Consider the following 18,340-nt stretch of genomic DNA (forward strand, 5'->3'; position numbering starts at 1 on the left):
AGAGGTACGTCGTACGCCCCGAGCGTGCGGGTCAGTCGGCCGCGTGTGCGAGCGCGGCGCGCAGATGGCCGCCGGACTCCTCCAGAAGGCGGGCGGCCGTCGGGCCGTCCACGTCGGCCAGGAGGGCCAGGATCGCGTTCTTCACCTCGCCGCCGGACTCGGTGAGGGCCTTCTCGATCTCCTCGTCGCCCGCGCCCGTGGCGAGGGAGACGATGCGGTGGGAACGGGCCCGGAGTTTGTCGTTGGAGGCGCGGACGTCGACCATCAGGTTCCCGTACGTCTTGCCGAGCCGGATCATCGTGAGGGTCGAGAGCATGTTCAGGACGAGCTTCTGGGCCGTGCCCGCCTTCAGCCGGGTGGAGCCCGTGATCAGCTCGGGACCCACGACGACCTCGATGCCGTGCTCGGCGGCGGCCGCGAGCGCGCTGTGCGCGTTGCAGGCCAGGCCGACGGTGAGGGCGCCCAGCGCGCGGGCGTGCTCGACGGCGCCGACGGCGTACGGGGTGCGGCCGGAGGCGGAGATGCCGACAACGGTGTCATCGGGCCCGAGTTTCAGCGCGTCCAGGTCCTGGCGGGCCAGTTCCCTGGAGTCCTCGGCGCCCTCCACCGAGGTGACCATGGCCGTGGGACCGCCCGCGATGAGGCCGACGACCTGGGCGGGGTCGGTGTTGAAGGTGGGCGGGCATTCGGACGCGTCCAGCACGCCCAGCCGGCCGGCGGTTCCGGCGCCGGCGTAGACGAGGCGTCCGCCGCGGCTCATGCGGGCGGCCATGGCGTCGATGGCGGCGGCGATCCGCGGGAGCTGGGTGGCGACGGCGGCGGGTACGCCGGTGTCCTCGCCGTTCATCAGGCGGGCGATGTCGAGGGTGGACAGCTGGTCGATGTCGGCGAGTTCGGGACGGAAGGCTTCGGTGGTCAGGGAAGCCAGTTCGGTACGCAGGTCGTGGGAGGTCATGGGGGGTGGCTCTCTCCGAGTCGGGTGCCGATGCGCGTGCTGGTGGTCACCTGGGGGTGCTGCGGTGCCGGTGCGCCAGCGCCTCGTAGGAGGCGGCCAGCGCGGGCGCCGCACTCTCGTACGTCCGCTGCGCGACGCCCACGAACAGGCAGTCCACCACCAGCAGCTGACTGGTCCGTGACGACATCGCGGCCGGCCGCAGCTCGGTCTCGCGGGAGGTGGACGTGGTCAGGACGTGGTCGGCGTACTGGGTCACCGGGGAGTCGGGGCGCCCGGTGATGGCGACCGTCGTCGCCCCGCGCTCGAAGGCGACCCGCAGCGGCTCGATGACGTCCCCCGTGGATCCGGAGTGCGTGATCGCGATCGCCACGTCACCCGAACGGAGCTGCACCGCGTTGGTCACCGCCAGGTGCGGATCGCTGTGGGCGTGGGCTATCAGCCCTATCCGCAGCAGCTTCTGGGTGAGGTCCTGGGCGACCAGCCCGGACGCTCCGATGCCGTACACGTCGGTCCGCCGGGCGCCGGCCAGCGCGGTGACGGCCGCGCCCAGCTGGGCGGTGTCGAGCCCGGCGGCCGTGTCGGCGAGGGTCTGCTGCTCCTCGTAGGCGAGTTTGGCCACCACGTCGGCCAGGGGGTCGTCCACCGCGATGTCGGTCGTGATCGCGGGGGCGCGGCCCGACTGCTGCTGGGCGGCGAGGCCGGCGAGGGCGAGGCGCAGGTCCCGGTAGCCGGGGTAGCCGAGGAGGCGGGCGGTGCGGACGACCGTGGCCTCGCTGGTGCCGGTGAGTTCGGCGAGGCCGGTGACCGTGAGGGCGGCGCAGCCGGCCGGGTCGCTCGCGACGGCCTCGGCGACGCGCTGCATGGACCGCGTCATGGAGGGGGCGAGGGTGCGCACCTTGGCGGCGAGGGAGCCGCCCGGGCCACCGAAAATTTCCTTCACATCCTGGGTCACATGTGAAAGATATTTTCGGCCCGGTGTTCCGGTCAAGAGTGCGCACAATGGGTTCCATGGAACCCGTCAGTCCCCTTGAGCAGGCCTTGCATGCCGCCCGCGCCCTGGTGCTCGCCGACCTCGTCGCGGGCCAGGTCGCCGAGGCGGACGTCGTCTCGTTGGTCGAGGAGTCCGTCTCCCAGCGCCGCTGGTGGGTGGAGCAGTGGCCGGACGGCGCGGCCTTCGTCGCCGGGCTGGTCGCCCAGGACGTGCAGGACGCGCTGCTGGAGCGGTACGGCCGCTGGCCGCTGTGCCCGGTGTGCGGCTCGGGCGACCCGCACGCCCTGGACGTGGAGCCGGAACTGGGGCCCGACCCGTACTGGGTGTGCGTCAAGGCGGGCGTGAAGGTCGCGGCGGTGGGCTCGCTGGGCGCGGCCACGGGCGGGACGGCGTCCTCGTGAGGGGGCGCGCGTGACGGTGTACATCGACCCGCCCACCTGGCCGGGGCACGGGCGCATGTGGTCGCACCTGGTCAGCGATGTGTCGTACGACGAACTGCACGGGTTCGCCGCAGGGTTGGGAGTGCCCCGGCGGGCCTTCGAGCGCGACCACTACGACGTTCCGTCGCACCGGTACGCGGACGCGGTGGCCGCCGGGGCGGTGCAGGTCGACAGCCGCGAGGTGGTGCGGCTGCTGCGGGCGTCCGGCCTGCGCCGGCCCAAGGGGCTCGCTCAGCGACGCAGTTCGTAGGCGGCGAGCTTGTCGTCCGCGCCGACCTGACGGAAGCCGGCGCGGGCGACCACGGCCCGGGACGCGCCGTTGTCCAGGTCGATCTTCGCGAGCAGGATCCGCACGTCGTCACGGGCCAGCGCCCAGGCGGAGAGCCCGCGCAGCGCCTCCGTGGCGTACCCCTGGCCCCGGGCGCCCTCGGCGAGGTCGTAGCCGATCTCCACGAGGCCGTCCTCGTCCGGGGGGCCGTGGAAGCCCATGGCGCCGAGCGCCCGGCCGTCCTCCGCGCGTACGAGCGCGAAGACCCCGAACTCCGGCCGGTGGACGCCCGCTTCGTAGGCCTTGAGGAGCATCCCGGAGGCATCGCGCGTGCCCTGGTACGGGCCGCCGTCGATCCAGTCGAAGCCGCCGTCGCCGCCGAGGCTCAGATCGCGGGCGGCGGCCGGGCGGACGCCGGTGAGGGTGACACGTCCGGCGGGGATGACCAGGTTGTTGCGCCAGCGCCAGTCGGTGACCGGGGCGCGGCCGGGCAGTTCGCCGCGGCCGGTGGCCCACAGTAGGGTCGGCCAGGGCGCGGGGCCGGGCTGCACGTGCGGGAAGAGCCAGGCCAGGACGGACTCGGCGAGGTCGGCGCAGGGCTCGAAGGTGAGGCCGAGCCCCTCGGCGATGTCGTGGGTGTGCAGCAGTATTTCGGTGACGCCCATCGCCGCGAAGCCCTCGCGGTCGGCGCTGCCGAAGGGGTAGGGGTGGAAGGCGCGGGCGCCGGGCGGGGCGGTGCGCACGGTGGCGGCGAGCAGGGCCCCGGCCGTCTCGATCACGTGCAGCAGCCCCGCGTTGTCGGTGCCCTCGTCGAGGGTGATCTCGAAGGGCACGTACGAGTCCTCGGCGCGTCCGGCGAGTTGGCCGGCGTACGAGACGAGGGCTTCGGCGACGTGGAAGGCCGTCACATGGCAGTTCCACTCCACCTGCCCGGCCCCGGTCGCCGTCCAGTCCCGCTCCACCGCCGGTCGCAGTGCCGTCAGGCACTCCGCGACGGCCTTGTTCACGTCATCCCCGTTTATCGGTCGCATGGCCGCACCCTAGGGGGACGGTCCGCTCAGGGCGACAGCATTTCCAGCTCCGAGGTGAGGTTGTAGCGGGCCGTGGCCTCCCAGTGCTCCTGCCCGTACGGGGTGCGGAACAGGCGGGGCAGGGCGAGGAGTTGGCGCAGGATCGCCGAGCGGCCCGCGCGGAAGGCGTCGCTCGGGACGAAGTGGTACTCCTCGCGGACCTCGGCGGTGTAGCCGGCGTACGCCGACGGGGGCGCGGCCAGGATCGCGAGGTCCGCGTCGCACAGCACCTGGCCGTCGCGGTCGTCGCCGGCCGGGTCGTGGCCGACGGTGAGCCGGACCAGCCGGGCGACCTCGGCCGTCTTCGCGTCCGGCAGGCCGGCCTCCGGCAGGGCGCGCTCGGCCAGCCGTGCGGAGCGCTCCTCGTTCTCGGACCGCTCGGGGAGGTAGACGGCGTCGTGGAACCAGGCGGCCAGCCGGACGACGTCCGGGTCGGCCGCGTACTCCTGCAGCACGTCGACGCGGTCGAGGACGGCGGTGAGGTGGGCGAGCGTGTGGTAACGGCGCTGCGGCTCCTGCCAGCGGGCGAGCAGGTTGTCGGCGTAGGGCGCCGGGTCGGGACCACCGCCCGGGCCACGGGCCGCTTCCAGGGCGCGGACGAAACGGAGGCGGAGGGCGTCTGGGTCGGCCATGGGGGCCATTCTTCCGTGACGGGGCTGCTCCGGCCTGCTCACGACATTTTTCCCTCGGCCCGGTCCGGTCCGGTCCGAGGGCACTTCCGTGGCCCCGGCCTGATCCGAACGGTAAAACGCTAGCTCTGTTCGGCCCGCTCCGTCTGCCGAGGCTGTCCCGTCGCGGCCACGCACACGCCGACCACCCACAGCGCCACGGCCAGGGCGGCGGCCGAGGCGCTGGACGACGGGTGCAGCGACCATGCCCACGGCTCGGGGGTGTTGTCGCTGCGTACGCCCAGCAGCAGCGTGGGTCCGAACATGCCCAGCGGCAGCAGCCAGGCGAGGCCGCTGCCGAAGAGACGGGCGCCGATCATGGCGAGCCCGAGGTAGCCGACGACGTTGCGGGCGGCCGACGCGATCACCTGTCCCGTGGCACCGGCGAGCAGCGGCAGCGCGCTCAGCCCGAGGGCCAGCAGCAGCAGTGCCACCAGGTAGATGCCCCGGTGGCGGCTCATCGGCTGGGCCGCCGTCCGCTCCAGGTCCGCCATGGGCGAGAACATCGTGGTCGCCAGGATCACCGCGTGGGCGAGCGGGACGACTTCGGCCACCGGCACGCTGAAGTCGACCAGGTACCGGAACTCGGGCACCGCCAGACGCTGTCCCGCGAAGGCGGTGGCCACCAGGGCGACGAGCAGGGCGAGCCCGGCGGCCCGGGGCAGGCCCCGGCAGCGGACGAAGGCGAGGACGGTGGGCACGGGGTTCACCTGGGGAGCGCGGGCAGGGGCCGGCAGGCGCGGATCCGCCCCGCCGCCTGCTGGATCCAGCCGTCCCGTTGCGCGCGCGGGGCGCTGGTGACCCGGGTCATGGCGCGGCCGAACTTCTCGCCGTAGTACTCGCCGGGTACGCCGATGCGGGCGCGGACGACGGCTTCGAAGAGGAACGTGTCCGGGTAGCCGCCGGTTTCCCGGAGCAGGTGAGGCGGGCAGTCCGGCGACGTGGGCTGTGGCAGGGCCGCCGAGAACAGGGCGTCGGTCAGATCGGCCTGGCTCTCCGCGGGCGACATCACGGACAGCTCGGCGGTGTCGCCCGCCGGGCGGTGCAGACCGCTCGCGTAGAACGCGCGGTTGAACCCGGTCAGGGGGCCGAGCGCCGAGTCGACGGTCTGTGCGGCGGCGCGGGCCTGCGGCAGGAGATGGCGGTCCTCGGGCCACAGGCACACCGTGGTGCGACCGCTGACGGCGCACAGCGGGTGTGCGGGCTGCTCCTTGCGCACCGCCCAGTAGGAGTCGGGCACGGGCGTGCGGAAGGCCACCAGGGTGCTGCCCGCGGCCAGCGCCACCAGGGTGAGCGCGCCCAGGGCCACCGGCCGGGGCGCGAGCGCGGCGCGGCGCCGTAGCGCGGGCAGCGCGGTCAGGACCAGGCCGAGGGACAGACACCAGGCGACGGCGATCAGCATGCGCGTCGTGTTCGGCTCGAACTCCGAGCTCCAGAACTCGTCTATCGCCGGGAACAGCTTGTCGAGCGGGGTGTCCGGGACGAACGCGACGAAGACGAAGAGGCCGTACCACAGGAGGCCGGCGAACGGCGCGACCACCCGTGAGGGCAGGGCCGAGCCGATGGCGATCCCGAGGGCGATCTCCAGGCCCATCATGCTCGCGCCGAGCAGCAGCGGGGTCCACGTGGGCCGGGTGACGTCGCTCACCGCGGCGGTGCGGGAGAACGCGACGGCGATGAACACGGCGTACGCGCACAGGGACCACAGCCAGGCGGAGAGCCACAGCAGGAGCGCCTGCGACCATCCGTTCCTGGCGGCGGTGTCGGCCCAGCCCCGGGTGCGGTGGCGGAAGGCGCGGCCCGCTCCCCAGGCGGCCGCGGCGCTCATCACCGAGCCCAATGGCCACGCGTGGCGGCCCGGGCCGGTCCGGTGTGGGCGTAGTCTTGGATTGGACTAGACCTCTATGGGTAGGTCCGTACGACCGACCGCCACCGACGAGTGCCGACGAATGGGGTGCCATGAGCAAGCGTGCAGTCCTGGAGGTGATCGCCCTCGACGCCGAGGACGCGGTCGCCGCCCAGGCCGGAGGTGCGGACCGTCTGGAGCTGGTCACGGAGATGGCGGCCGACGGGCTCACCCCGTCGCCCGCCACGGTCGCCCGGATCCGCGCCGCCGTCGACATCGACCTGCGCGTGATGCTCCGCCTGGCGGACGGGTTCGCGGCCGGTGACGTCCAGCGGCTGGTCCGCGTGGCCGGGGAGCTGCGGGCGGCCGGCGCGGACCAGTTCGTGCTCGGGTTCCTCGACGCGGACGGCACGGTGGACCTGGCCGCGGTGGAACAGGTCGTCGCGGCACTCGACGGCTGCCCGTGGACCTTCCACCGGGCGATCGACCGCGCCGCCGACCGGCACGCCCTGCGCAAGCAGCTCGCCGACCTGCCCGGCCTGGACACCTACCTCACCGCGGGCTCCGCCACCGGCGTGGACGCCGGCCTGCCCACGCTCGTCGCGGAGGCGGGGCACGGCGGGGAGCCCGGCTACGGGCAGCGGATCCTGGTGGGCGGCGGACTGCGCCTCGAACACGTCCCGAAGCTCCGTTCCGCCGGGATCGACGGCTTCCACATCGGCGGCGCGGCCCGCCCCGAGGGCTGGCGGGGGCCGGTCTCGGTGGAGGCGGTCGCCGAGTGGCGCGCGACGCTGGACGGCCCGGCCGCCTAGCGTCCGCGTCTTCTCGCACCGCGTCTTCTCGCACCGCGTCTTCTCACTTCACCGGCTGCAGGCACACCGTGATCAGGTCCGTGCCGACGTCGGCGACGTACTCGCCGGACGTGCACAGACCGTCCTTCGGGGCCTTGACGCGGAACTGCGCGTCGGCCGCGGCACAGGGCACCTTCTTGAGATCCCAGTGGGTCAGGGTGCCGTCGTTGCGGGCACAGTCCCCTGCCGACACCGGCGCCGCGGCCTTCGTCGGGGCGAAACCGGTCGCACCGTCGGAGCCGCTGTCGTCGGACGTCGCGCCGACGAAGACGAGGACGGGAAGGGCGACCAGCAGCATTCCCGCGAACGCGGCGATCGGCAGGAGCCCGAACAGCCCCGCCGGGCGCTTGAACACCGGCCGTCCCGGATCCAGCGGCGGACGCCGGGCGGCCGTCACGGGTGCGGGGAGCTTCCGGATCCGGGAGAGCGCGCCGAGGTTGATCAGCAGGGTGATGGGCGTGATCACCACCGACATCGCACCCCACCAGCCCTGCAGCAGGGTGTCGGCCTGCATCTTGCGGAAGATCGCCAGACCGCAGGTGCGGCACAGCACGCCCCGGCGCCGCAGGAAGCGCATCATCACGATCATGCCCTGATGCCCCCGGACGGTCACCGGGCCGGCCGGCGAGGCCCCGCACACCTCGCACCCGGGCGCGGGAGCGGACGCGTACGGGGCGGGGGCCTGGGGGTGGGTGGCCTGCGGGTGAGGGGCCTGCGGATGGGGGGCCTGTGCGTACGGTCCCGGAGCGGATGCCCGCTGGTACGGCGCGGGGGGCTGCGGGTACGGGGCCTGCGGGTACGGGGCCTGCGGGTACGGGGCCTGCGGGTATTGAGGGTGTGGGTACTGGGGGTGCGGGGGCGGCGGGGTGCTCAACGACGGCCTTTCCAAGCGGACATGACAGAACGGCACAGCACCCTACTCACCCGGACCCCCGCTCAGGCGCGCCCCTGCTCACCCACCCCGGCGGCTGTCCCCGCTCAGCTCAACTGCTGCGGCAGCGGGGCCGTGTGCGTCACGATCAGGCCGGACACCGCTCGGGTCAGCGCCACGTACAGGCGGCGCAGCCCCGTGCGCTCGTCCGGTTCGCCGTCCACCACGGCCTGCGGCTCGTCCAGGACCACGTAGTCGTACTCCAGACCCTTGGCGAGGGAGGCCGGGACCAGGGTGAGGCGGGTCTCGCGGGTGGTCTCCTCGCCGGGCGCGAGATACGGGATCCCCGCCGCCGTCAGCGCCTCGGCCAGCTCGGGCACGCGCGCGTCCGCGGCGATCAGGCCGGTCGAGCCCTCGTTGCGCAGCAACTCCTCGCAGGCGGTGATCACGTCGGCCGGCTCGGAGACCGTACGGACCTCGAAGAAGCCGGGGTTCTCACGGACGGACGCGACCGGCGTGAGGCCGGGCGCGATGTGCGGCAGGAGGCGCGAGGCGTACGTGATGACGTCCGTGGGGACACGGAAACCGGCCGTCAGTTCCTCGATGATCCCGTCCTGCTTGCCGAGGTGGGCGAGGGCCTCGGCCCAGCTGCGGGTCGCCCACGGCGTCGTACCCTGCGCCAGGTCGCCGAGGACGGTCGCGCTGCCCGTCGTGCACCGGCGGCCCACGGCCCGGTACTGCATCGGCGACAGATCCTGGGCCTCGTCCAGGACCACATGGCCGAGCGAGTGCGTGCGCTGGGTCAGGTCGGCCGCCTCGTCGATCAACACGGCGTCCGCCGCGGACCACTTGGCCGACTTCACGCTCCGCACCGGCTTCGCCCACAGGACGGTCTTCTGCTCGTCCTCGTCCAGGAGCCCCGCCGCGTGCTCGGCGAGGAAGTCCGCGTCGGTCAGCAGCCGCAGGACCAGCTTGGCCGGGTCCACGGCCGGCCAGATCGCCTTCACGGCCGCCTTCACCGCGCTGTTGCGGGCCACGGCGTCCTGCACCCGGTCGTCCGGGGCCTCGCCGGCCCGCTCCATCTGCACCAGCACCGCGTGCGCGATGCGCTGCGGCAGGGCCTCGCGGGCGGCGCCGTAGCGGATGTCCCGCTCCAGCAACTGCCGCACCAGCTCCTCCAGTTCGTACGCCGGAACCCGCCAGCGCCGCGAGCCGCGCACCACCACGACCGGCTCGGTCGGCAGCGTGACATGGGAGTACAGGGCCCGGCGCAGCACCTCGGCCATCCGGGCGTCGCCCTTGACGACCGCCGCGGCGGCCTCGTCCGTGCCGCGCACCTCGACGTGCGCGACCAGGTCGTCCACGGTGGCCTGCTGCACGCTCAACTCGCCCAGCGCCGGGAGGACCTGCTCGATGTAGTGCAGGAAGGAACGGTTCGGCCCGATGACGAGGGTGCCGGTGCGGGCGAGCCGCTCCCGGTGGGCGTAGAGCAGGTACGCGACCCGGTGCAGGCCGACGGCGGTCTTTCCGGTGCCGGGGCCTCCCTGGACGCAGACGGTGCCGCCGAGCCCGCTGCGGACGATCTCGTCCTGCTCGGGCTGGATGGTGGCGACGATGTCCCGCATCGGGCCGACGCGGGGCCGCTCGATCTCCTGCTGGAGCAGCTTGCTGGTGGCCGCCGCCTCGGCCGGGTCGGAGAGGTGCTCGTCCTCGTAGGCGGTCAGGTCGCCGCCGGTGTAGCCGAAGCGGCGGCGCAGCCCGACGTCCATCGCGTCCTTCTTGGACGCCCGGTAGAACGGCTGCGAGACCGGCGCACGCCAGTCGATGACCATGGGGTCGCCGTCGTGGTCGTGCACGTGCCGGCGCCCGATGTAGAACCTCTCGCCCTCGCCGCCCTCCGCCCGCTCGGCGCCCGGCGCGTGCAGGTAGTCGAGGCGGCCGAAGAACAGCGGGGTGTCGCTGAGGTCGGCCAGCGCCTTGATCCGGTCGTCGATCTGGCGGGCGAGCACCGCGGCGTTGACCCAGTTCGCGGTGACGTCCTTGATGTCCAGCGCCTCCACGTCCTCGCGCATGGCGCGCAGGGCGGCGCGGGAGGAGGCGAGGTGGGAGCGCTCACGGGCGAGGGGATCGTCGAGCGGACCGTCGGACGGGTCGGGGGCGGGCGTGGACAAGGGGGTCCCTCCGGATCTGGTCGTGCAGGACTGGCGCGGGGCTGGCGCATGACTGGTGCATGACGGGGGCCGTCCGGTTTCCGTCCGGGCGGCGGCGCTCCGTGAGGGGAGGCGGGCAAGAGCGGAGATTTTAGGTGAGAAGGGCGAGGCGAAGCCAATGGATTTTCGTGCCCCGGTTTCGTGGCTCCGTAGCCCCAAGGCGTCCGTGGCCCCGCATTCCGGAGCGGATCCCCTAGGGGGCGGAGGGCGCCTCGGGTAGGGGATGGAGTCCACCCGGAGATCTACGCGCGGCCCTTTCGGATTGGACCCCCGGACCGATGCGGGACGGGGGTCCGAAGTTCCACCATGGAGACATGAGCGCAGCAACCATCTCACCAGCTCCTGTCCGGCCCCCGACCGGCGCCACGGCCGTGGACGGCCCCCACCACCACTTCGTCGGCAATGCCCTGCGTGCCGTCAAGGTGTTCGTGGAGGCGGCGTTCAGCGTGGTCATCCTCGGCGAGTACGGCGAGGAAGCGGGCATACGCCACAAGTGACGGCATAGGGTCGCGTCCGTGCGGAAACGGATGGCAGCTCTCCTCGCCCTCGCTTCTCTAGCCTCCTTCGCCACGCTGTGCGCCGTCCGGGGCGCACCCATGGCCGACGTGCTCGTCTACCGGGCCGAGGGCACGGCCGTGGTCCACGGCACCGATCTGTACGGCTTCACCGTCACCCGCTGGCGGCTCCCCGCCACCTACCCGCCCTTCGCGGCCCTGCTGTTCGTCCCGGCCACCTGGCTGCCCGTCCCGGCGCTGAAGGCGGCCTTCCTCGCGGGCAACGCGCTCCTGCTCGCGAGCCTGATCGCCCTCTCGGCCCGTCTCGCATCCCGCCGCCCGCCGTCGCCGCCGCTGCTCGCCGCCGCCACGGCCGCCGCCCTCTGGCTCGAACCGGTCTTCCAGACGGTCCTGTTCGGCCAGATCAATCTCGCTCTCGCCTGCCTGGTCCTGTGGGACCTGACCCGGCCCCCGGGCGCCCGGGGCAGGGGCGTGGCCCTGGGCATCGCGACCGGCATCAAGCTCACGCCGGCCGTCTTCGTGCTGTACCTGTTCCTCAGAGGCCGCGGAAAGGAGGCCCGGACGGCGACGGCGTCCTGCGCCGGCACGGTCCTGCTCGGTGCCCTGCTGCTGCCGTCGGCGAGTGTCGCCTTCTGGACCCGGGAGCTGTACCGGACCGACCGGGTGGGCAAGGCGTGGATCGTGGACAACCAGTCCCTGCAGGGCCTGGTCGCGAGGGCGCTCGGCACCCCGGCGCCGGGGCTCGCCTGGCTGCTGCCGGCAGCGGCCGTGGGCGCGGCGGGCCTGTACCTGGCGGCGCGCGCCCGCGAGGACCGGCACGGCATCCTGCTCGCCGCGTTCACGGGCCTGCTGATCTCCCCGATCAGCTGGTCCCACCACTGGGTGTGGTGCGTCCCGCTCCTCGCGGTGCTCCTGGCCGGGGGCCGCGTCCGCCTCGCGGCCCTGACGGCGGCGGCCTTCACGGCCCGCACCCTGTGGCTGGTCCCGCACGAGGGCGACCGTGACCTCCACCTGCCCGGCTGGCAGCAGGTGCTGGCCGCGCCGTACCCGCTGCTGGGGCTGGCGCTGCTGGCCGGGGCGGCGCTACGGGCGGCTCAGCCGGTGCCCTCGGACAGGATCTCGTCCGCGTCGACGATGCGGTAGGAGTAGCCCTGTTCGGCCAGGAAGCGCTGACGGTGGGCGGCGAAGTCCTGGTCGATGGTGTCGCGGGCGACGACCGAGTAGAAGTGGGCCTGGTGGCCGTCGGCCTTGGGGCGCAGGACGCGGCCGAGGCGCTGGGCCTCCTCCTGGCGGGAGCCGAAGGTGCCGGAGACCTGGACGGCGACGGTGGCCTCGGGCAGGTCGATGGAGAAGTTCGCCACCTTCGACACCACCAGCACGCTGAGCTCGCCCTCGCGGAAGGCGTCGAAGAGCTTCTCGCGCTGGGCGTTGGAGGTCTCGCCCTTGATCACCGGGGCGCCGAGGTGCTCGCCCAGCTCGTCGAGCTGGTCGATGTACTGGCCGATGACGAGGATCTGCTGCCCGGCGAACCGGCGGACGATCGCCTCGGTGACCTTCCGCTTGGTGTCGGTGGTGGCACAGAAGCGGTACTTCTCCTCCGTCTCGGCGGTCGCGTACGCCAGCCGTTCCGAGTCGGTGAGATTCACGCGGACCTCGACGCAGTCGGCGGGCGCGATGTAGCCCTGCGCCTCGATCTCCTTCCAGGGCGCGTCGAACCGCTTGGGCCCGATGAGCGAGAACACGTCCGACTCACGGCCGTCCTCACGCACGAGGGTGGCCGTCAGCCCCAGCCGCCGGCGCGCCTGCAGATCGGCGGTGAACTTGAAGACGGGAGCCGGAAGCAGATGCACCTCGTCGTAGACGATCAGACCCCAGTCCCGGGAGTCGAACAGCTCCAGGTGCGGATAGACGCCCTTCCGCTTGGTCGTCAGCACCTGGTAGGTGGCGATGGTGACCGGACGGATCTCCTTGCGCGTGCCGCTGTACTCGCCGATCTCGTCCTCGGTCAGCGAGGTCCGCTTCACCAGCTCGTGCTTCCACTGCCGGGCGGAGACGGTGTTGGTGACCAGGATCAGGGTGGTGGACTTCGCCTGGGCCATGGATCCGGCGCCGACCAGCGTCTTGCCCGCGCCGCAGGGCAGGACGACGACACCGCTGCCGCCGTGCCAGAAGTTCTCCACGGCCTGCTTCTGGTACGGCCTGAGCGCCCAGCCGTCCTCCAGCAGCTCGATCGGGTGCGCCTCACCGTCGACGTACCCGGCGAGGTCCTCGGCCGGCCAGCCCAGCTTCAGCAGCGTCTGCTTGATCTGCCCGCGCTCGGAGGGGTGCACGGCCACGGTGTCGGGGTCGATCCGGGCGCCGACCAGCGGGGCGATCCGCTTGGACTTCAGCACCTCCTCCAGCACCGGCCGGTCGGTGGTGGTGAGGACGAGTCCGTGCGCGGGGTGCTTGCTGAGGGTGAGGCGGCCGTAGCGGTCCATGGTCTCGGCGATGTCCACGAGCAGCGCGTGCGGCACGGGGTAGCGGCTGTACTCCACGAGGGCGTCCACGACCTGCTCGGCGTCGTGCCCGGCGGCGCGCGCGTTCCACAGGCCGAGGGGAGTGACCCGGTAGGTGTGGATGTGCTCGGGTGCCCGCTCCAGCTCGGCGAAGGGCGCGATGGCCCGACGGCAGTCGTCCGCCCGCTCGTGGTCGACCTCCAGGAGCAGGGTCTTGTCGGACTGGACGATCAGTGGACCATTCACGCGCGGCACACCCTTTCCACAACGGCCAAACGTCCAGTGTGCCCTATACGGCGCTTTCGGCGCCGATCATGGTCAGTCGTCCGCCAGCTCCGCGACCCCGGTGATCCGGTGCAGCGGGAACGTCCGCACCTCGTCCGCCGTGTGGTCGTACGCCGTCACGAAGCCGCCCTCGACCCGGACGGGGGCGATGACGCGCTGGCTGGCCGCGCCCTCGGCGTTCACGTAGCCGATCCACAGGGACCCGCCGGTCAGCACGGCGGCCTGCATGGTGGCCAGGGTCTCGGCGGAGGAGGTGCGGGGCAGCTCGCCGCCCGCCAGGGGAGCCCCGGCCCCGGGGGCCTTGCGCGGGGTGGTGGCGGCCAGGTCACCGGCCCGGATGGCGCGGATCGCCGCCGTGAGGAGGGTGCCGTCGGGCGGCGGCGGGCCGTCCGGCACCGGCTCGGGCGCGGTGCGCGGCGGGGTGCGGTGGGCGTGCGCGCGGGTGATCAGGACATCGCCCTCGGCGGACTCGGCGGCGGGCGCGTAGCCCATCGCGCGCAAGCCCTCCAGCAGCGTCGCCGGGTCGGACTGGGTGGCCAGCACGGTCGGGGCGAGGCGGCGCAACCGCAGGGCGGCGGCGCGCTTGTCGGCGAGGATCTCGTTCAGCAGGGCGTCGTCGTCGCAGCGGACGTACGCCGAGGCGGCGCCCACCCGCAGATGGCCGTGCTTGCGGGCCACGTCGTCGATCAGGTAGGCGAGCGGCTGCGGGACCGGGGTGCGGGAGTGCTGGGCGAGGAAGGCGTGCAGGTCGGCGGCGGTGCGTCCGGCGTCCAGGGCGCGGCGCACCGAGGCGGGCGTGAACCGGTAGACGGTCGCGCCGCCCTTGGACTCCACGTCCGCGAGCACGTCCAGCGTCGCGGCGAGCGGGCGTTCGAGGGGGCCGGGCGCCACCGCCGTCAGGTCCGCCTGCAGCAGGACGTGGTCCAGGGGCTCGGGGAGCAGCGGGGCGACCAGCCGGGCCGCTGCCGCCGTCGCCACGGCCTGCTCGGCGGGGGAGAGCGGGGCGGGAGCGGCGGCCGGCCGATGGTGGTGGTGCACGGGGAGCTTGTCGCCGGGCCCGGCGGGCTCGGCGGCGGCCGCGGGCCCGGCGGAGGGGGAGGGGACGTGGGCGCCCAGCAGCGCCCGGCCGTGCGCGGACAGCGCGCCCCGGCCGGTCACGCCCAGCTGTTCCGCCTCCGCCGGCACCCAGCGGGCGAGCCGGGACCGCAGGTCCTCCTCGCCCTCCCGCTGCGGTCCGCGCAGCGGCCGTTCCCAGCGCAGCCGGGCCGGCACCGACTCGGCGTCCGGGGCGGCGCCCTCCGGCAGCCCGGCCAGCAGCGTCAGCACCCGGTGCCGTACCTCGGGCGCGGCGGAGCGGTCGAGTCCCGGCCCCAGCGCGGACAGGGTCCGGTCCTTCGCGTCCCGCCCGCCGACCAGTCCCGGCGTGCGGGTCGCGGTCAGCCAGGTCTCGGCGAGCCGGGCCCAGCGTTCGGCCGGGGGCCGCTCCAGCCACTCGTCGTAGGCCGGGGTGGGCGCGTACCGCTCGTCGGCCTCGCCGTCGGAGGCGATCAGACCGGCCGCGTAGGCCAGTTCGATCCAGAAGGCGGCGACCGGCTCGGACACGTCCAGGGCGACGGCCGTCCGCTTCAGGTCGCGGACGCTCAGCCCACCCGCCCGCAGCACGGCGGGACCGCCCTCGTCCCACTCCTTCAGCAGTTCCTCGACGGTGGCGAGCGCGGTGTAGGCCTGCCCGGCCGCGGTGGCGTCCACCACCCGGGGATCGTGCGTCGTGGCCGGTTCCACGGGGGGCGGCAGCGGTTCGGGCGTGCGGTGGGCGCTGCCCTCGCGCAGGTGCAGGGCCACCTCGCGGGGCAGGACCACCGTGCCGGGCGCGGTCGGCAGCAGCAGTCCGCGGTCGAGCAGCCAGCGCAGATGGGTTGCCGGGTCCGCGGTGACCTGCCCGTACGGCGGCCCCCACATCAGCCGGGACAGCACCTCGCGGGCGGGCTCCGGGGCTTCGGCGAGGAGCCGGGCCATCTTCTTCCGGTCACCGAACAGGGTGGTCAGCGCGGCCACGGCGGACACCGAGTCGTGTGTCGAGGGCAGCCCGGCCGTCGCGACGATCTCCTGGATCCGGCCCGGCGACATGCCCGAGGTGGCCTCCTGCACGGTCGGTCCGAGACCGGTCGGGGAGGGGTGCTGCGCGGACGGAGCAAGCAGCTCGCGGGCGGTCCGGACGAGCCGCAGCCGCTCGTCGTCGCCCCACACCAGCGCCTGCTCGCGCAGCGTGCCGAGGGCACGCGGCAGCGCGCCGGCGACCGTCTCGTCCCCGGCGTCCCCGGCCATCAGCCCGAGCAGGGTGGCGTACGACGCCGGGTCCGGAGCCACGGCCAGTGCCTCCGCCGTCTGCAGCGCGAACCGGTCCAGCCGCTCCAGGGCCCGCAGCACCGAGGCACGGGTACCGGCGCGGGTGGCCAGCTGCGTGAGGTCGGTGGGCACGGGGGTGATGAGGTCCGGGCGGCTGCGCAGCAGCACGGCCAGCGAGGCGTCGTCCCGCGCACGGAGCGCCTCCGCCAGCGATCGGGGGGCTGAGTTGGCCTCAGGGCTCATCCGGCCAACGGTAGCGGGTTACCTCCGGTGGTTCAGCCGATGGGAGGCGGCTCGTCGGGCGGTGCGGGCCGGCGGGGCGTCCGTCCCGGGGGCCGCGCCCCCGGGCCCGCGTCGGCGCGGCGGCCTCGTCCGCGATCGCCGCACGGGCCGCATCCCGGCGGCCTGCGCTACCTTCGTCCCCACGGGGTAACCCAAGGCACCGGCCCCGGAGGGGACTTCGTGGGGATCGAGAGCGATCAGGTCGTGTACGAGTATCTGAGCCGCGTCGGCGACATCGCCCAGCAGCGTCAGCTGCCGTCGGCCACGCGGATGCGGCTCGTCTCGGAGCTGCGGAACGAGATCGACCGGCGCCGGGCCGCGGCGACCGTGGACTCGCCCGCCGCCGTCCGCCGCATCCTGGACCACCTGGGCACCCCGGGCGCGGTCGTGGAGGCCGCGGGCGGTGCGGCGGACACCGGCCGGTTCCCGCCGCCGCCCGCCGCCGCCGTGCCCGCGCAACCCGCGCCGTGGGAGTCCGCGAAGACCGGCGCCGAGCGGCCCAAGGGCCTGCGCCGGGTCGTCCCCCGCCCGCGGCCCGCCGAGCCCGAGCCCCCCGCGCCGCGCTCCGCACCGTCCCCGCCGCACCTCGCCGCCGCGCACGAGCTGGGGGACAGCGCCGTACAGCCCGACTGGTGGCGGGTCGGTGGCGGCTCGTTCGCCGAGACCGACCCGGTGCCGGGGTTCGTCGGCGGGGTGGAGATCCCCGAGCTGCTGAGAAGGCCTCCGCAGGAGGCGGGAGCGGAGAAGGAGAAGGCCGCCGCGACGACCCCGGCAGCGGAGGCCGAGCCCGCCGAGCCGGCGGCCACCGTGCGCCGCCGGTTCCTTCCCCGCCCCTCCGCCGGCTGGACCAACCCCCTGCTGCTGCTGGCGGCCGTCGCGCTGGTCGCCGGTGCGGTGCTCGGCAACTGGTTCGCACTGATCCTCGGCTGGCTGATCGCCTACGGCTCCCGCCGGCTGACGCCCGCGGAGACCAAATGGGCGGTGATGATCCTGCCGGGCACGGCGCTCACGGCGGGGCTGGTGTGGCTGTGGGGCAGACGGAGCGGCCGCTGGGGCGAGCCGATCGCCCAGGGCCACATGAACGCCGCGGTCACCGAGACATGGCCGTGGGTGATCAGGGGGGCGGCGGTGGCGTCGGCCCTGTACGTGGTGTGGCGGTCGCAGCGGGGCAGGTGAGCGTAGGGATACCCCGTACCCCTACGAGGCATGTCCGCCCGCTGTCAGAATGGCCCATATGACTCTCACCGTCGGCTTCGACCTGGACATGACCCTCATCGACTCCCGTCCTGGCATCCGCGCCTGCTACCTGGCGCTGTCGGAGCGGACGGGCACGTACATCGACGCCGACCTCGCGGTGACCCGGCTCGGGCCGCCGCTGGCGGAGGAGCTGGTGAACTGGTTCCCGGCCGACGAGGTGGCCGCGATGGCCGACCTGTACCGGGAGATGTACCCCGTCATGGCCATCGCCGCGACGCCCGCCATGGACGGCGCGCGGGAGGCGATAGCCGCGGTGCGGGCAGCCGGCGGACGGACGATGGTGGTCACCGCGAAGTACGAGCCGAACGCCAAGCTGCACCTGGCCCACCTCGGCATCGAACCGGACGTCGTCGTCGGAGACCTGTGGGCCGAGCAGAAGGCGGAGGCGCTGCGCGAGTACGGCGCCGGTGTGTACGTCGGCGACCACGTCGGTGACGTGCGCGGAGCCCGTACGGCGGGCGCTCTCTCGGTGGCCGTGGCGACCGGCCCCTGCCCCGCGGACGAACTGCGCGCGGCCGGGGCGGACGTCGTGCTCGACGACCTGTCCGCCTTCCCGGCGTGGCTCGACGGCTACCGCGAGGCGCCCCGCGCCTGACGGCGGCCGGCGGCGATCGACCGCAGGACACCCGCGCCGGCGATCAGGAAACCGACGGCCATGAGCATGCTCAATCCGAACATGTAGGTCGGAAATGGTTTCGCGCCGAGGAACAGCGGGGCCACCGTGACGAGGGTGGCCACGGCCCCGAGGAAGAACACGACGACACCGGCGCGGATCAGTCGGTCACCGGGCACGGCGGAATTCGGTTGGGTTTTGTCACGCACCGGACCAGGGTAGTTCCCAGCGCGAGGGAACAACCCGGGGACGTCTTGTCACCCGCCCGAAGACCATTAGCCTTGGTAGCAGCGGGTCACGGACGACCCGCTCTAGTGCTATCAAGAGCCGTTTCCGCAGCAGTTTCCCCAACGAGTACGAGGACGAGGACAGAC

18 protein-coding genes are annotated in these 18,340 nt (G+C 73.8%); 7 read left to right on the top strand and 11 right to left on the bottom strand.

Translation table 11 applies throughout. From position 1 onward, the window contains the following. Positions 1-31 precede the first annotated feature (31 nt). Together murQ and AB0N17_RS12195 are read right to left on the bottom strand one after the other, a co-directional pair. Complete coding sequence (gene murQ / locus AB0N17_RS12190) at positions 32-955, bottom strand: N-acetylmuramic acid 6-phosphate etherase (RefSeq protein ID WP_366011131.1); 924 nt, start codon at positions 953-955, stop codon at positions 32-34. 46 nt (positions 956-1,001) lie between these two features. Next, positions 1,002-1,907: a MurR/RpiR family transcriptional regulator gene (locus AB0N17_RS12195; RefSeq protein ID WP_366011132.1), complete on the bottom strand. Its 906-nt coding sequence runs from the start codon at positions 1,905-1,907 to the stop codon at positions 1,002-1,004. Between the two features lie 56 nt (positions 1,908-1,963). Between AB0N17_RS12195 and AB0N17_RS12200 the strand changes: the two genes are divergently transcribed. Together AB0N17_RS12200 and AB0N17_RS12205 are read left to right on the top strand one after the other, a co-directional pair. Further along, positions 1,964-2,347 carry a hypothetical protein gene (locus tag AB0N17_RS12200; protein ID WP_366011133.1) on the top strand — a complete coding sequence of 128 codons (384 nt, stop codon included), beginning with the start codon at positions 1,964-1,966 and terminating at the stop codon, positions 2,345-2,347. Positions 2,348-2,357: 10 nt separating this feature from the next. Then, on the top strand, positions 2,358-2,636 hold the full coding sequence (locus AB0N17_RS12205) for a DUF4031 domain-containing protein (protein ID WP_366011134.1): 279 nt from the start codon (positions 2,358-2,360) through the stop codon (positions 2,634-2,636). Here AB0N17_RS12205 and AB0N17_RS12210 read toward each other — a convergent pair. The 4 genes from AB0N17_RS12210 to AB0N17_RS12225 all read right to left on the bottom strand — a co-directional run bounded on the left by AB0N17_RS12210 (position 2,618) and on the right by AB0N17_RS12225 (position 6,220). Beyond that, positions 2,618-3,685, bottom strand: coding sequence for a GNAT family N-acetyltransferase (locus AB0N17_RS12210; protein ID WP_366011135.1), 1,068 nt, complete (start codon positions 3,683-3,685; stop codon positions 2,618-2,620). The two genes, AB0N17_RS12205 and AB0N17_RS12210, sit on opposite strands and share 19 nt — an antisense overlap. 26 nt (positions 3,686-3,711) lie before the next feature. Next, the gene (locus tag AB0N17_RS12215) at positions 3,712-4,356 is read right to left on the bottom strand and encodes a hypothetical protein (RefSeq protein WP_366011137.1); all 645 of its coding nucleotides are present in this window, start codon (positions 4,354-4,356) and stop codon (positions 3,712-3,714) included. A gap of 119 nt (positions 4,357-4,475) precedes the next feature. Beyond that, positions 4,476-5,093, bottom strand: a complete 618-nt coding sequence (locus AB0N17_RS12220; RefSeq protein WP_366011138.1) for a hypothetical protein — start codon at positions 5,091-5,093, stop codon at positions 4,476-4,478. A gap of 5 nt (positions 5,094-5,098) precedes the next feature. Then, positions 5,099-6,220, bottom strand: a complete 1,122-nt coding sequence (locus AB0N17_RS12225; RefSeq protein WP_366011139.1) for a hypothetical protein — start codon at positions 6,218-6,220, stop codon at positions 5,099-5,101. Between the two features lie 131 nt (positions 6,221-6,351). On the opposite strand from AB0N17_RS12225, the gene AB0N17_RS12230 reads away from it, so the two are divergent. Next, a complete protein-coding gene (locus tag AB0N17_RS12230; RefSeq protein ID WP_366011140.1) occupies positions 6,352-7,050 on the top strand; it encodes a copper homeostasis protein CutC in 699 nt (232 codons plus the stop codon). Positions 7,051-7,093: 43 nt separating this feature from the next. Here the strand turns inward: AB0N17_RS12230 and AB0N17_RS12235 are convergent, their stop codons facing one another. Further along, entirely contained in the window at positions 7,094-7,678 is a 585-nt protein-coding gene (locus AB0N17_RS12235; RefSeq protein WP_366011141.1) for a hypothetical protein, read from the bottom strand. Between the two features lie 389 nt (positions 7,679-8,067). Beyond that, positions 8,068-10,131 (bottom strand): UvrD-helicase domain-containing protein, encoded by a 2,064-nt coding sequence (locus AB0N17_RS12240; protein WP_366011142.1) that lies wholly within the window; start codon positions 10,129-10,131, stop codon positions 8,068-8,070. A 353-nt stretch (positions 10,132-10,484) separates the two neighbouring features. Here AB0N17_RS12240 and AB0N17_RS12245 point away from each other — a divergent pair, with 353 nt between their 5' ends. Together AB0N17_RS12245 and AB0N17_RS12250 are read left to right on the top strand one after the other, a co-directional pair. Beyond that, complete coding sequence (locus AB0N17_RS12245; RefSeq protein ID WP_366011143.1) at positions 10,485-10,667, top strand: hypothetical protein; 183 nt, start codon at positions 10,485-10,487, stop codon at positions 10,665-10,667. A gap of 30 nt (positions 10,668-10,697) precedes the next feature. Beyond that, complete coding sequence (locus AB0N17_RS12250; protein WP_366011280.1) at positions 10,698-11,828, top strand: glycosyltransferase 87 family protein; 1,131 nt, start codon at positions 10,698-10,700, stop codon at positions 11,826-11,828. Here AB0N17_RS12250 and AB0N17_RS12255 read toward each other — a convergent pair. Together AB0N17_RS12255 and AB0N17_RS12260 are read right to left on the bottom strand one after the other, a co-directional pair. After that, a complete protein-coding gene (locus AB0N17_RS12255) occupies positions 11,780-13,429 on the bottom strand; it encodes a DNA repair helicase XPB (protein WP_366011144.1) in 1,650 nt (549 codons plus the stop codon). The genes AB0N17_RS12250 and AB0N17_RS12255 overlap by 49 nt on opposite strands. 72 nt (positions 13,430-13,501) lie before the next feature. Beyond that, positions 13,502-16,057, bottom strand: coding sequence for a helicase-associated domain-containing protein (locus AB0N17_RS12260; RefSeq protein WP_366011145.1), 2,556 nt, complete (start codon positions 16,055-16,057; stop codon positions 13,502-13,504). Positions 16,058-16,276: 219 nt separating this feature from the next. Here AB0N17_RS12260 and AB0N17_RS12265 point away from each other — a divergent pair, with 219 nt between their 5' ends. Together AB0N17_RS12265 and AB0N17_RS12270 are read left to right on the top strand one after the other, a co-directional pair. Further along, positions 16,277-17,272: a hypothetical protein gene (locus AB0N17_RS12265; protein ID WP_366011146.1), complete on the top strand. Its 996-nt coding sequence runs from the start codon at positions 16,277-16,279 to the stop codon at positions 17,270-17,272. Between the two features lie 49 nt (positions 17,273-17,321). Further along, entirely contained in the window at positions 17,322-17,948 is a 627-nt protein-coding gene (locus tag AB0N17_RS12270; RefSeq protein WP_366011147.1) for an HAD family hydrolase, read from the top strand. On the opposite strand, the gene AB0N17_RS12275 is transcribed toward AB0N17_RS12270, so the two are convergent. Continuing rightward, positions 17,924-18,175 carry a hypothetical protein gene (locus AB0N17_RS12275; RefSeq protein ID WP_366011148.1) on the bottom strand — a complete coding sequence of 84 codons (252 nt, stop codon included), beginning with the start codon at positions 18,173-18,175 and terminating at the stop codon, positions 17,924-17,926. The genes AB0N17_RS12270 and AB0N17_RS12275 overlap by 25 nt on opposite strands. Between the last annotated feature and the right edge of the window lie 165 nt (positions 18,176-18,340).

It is taken from the genome of Streptomyces sp. NPDC051133, assembly GCF_040682635.1.
Taxonomy (GTDB): domain Bacteria; phylum Actinomycetota; class Actinomycetes; order Streptomycetales; family Streptomycetaceae; genus Streptomyces.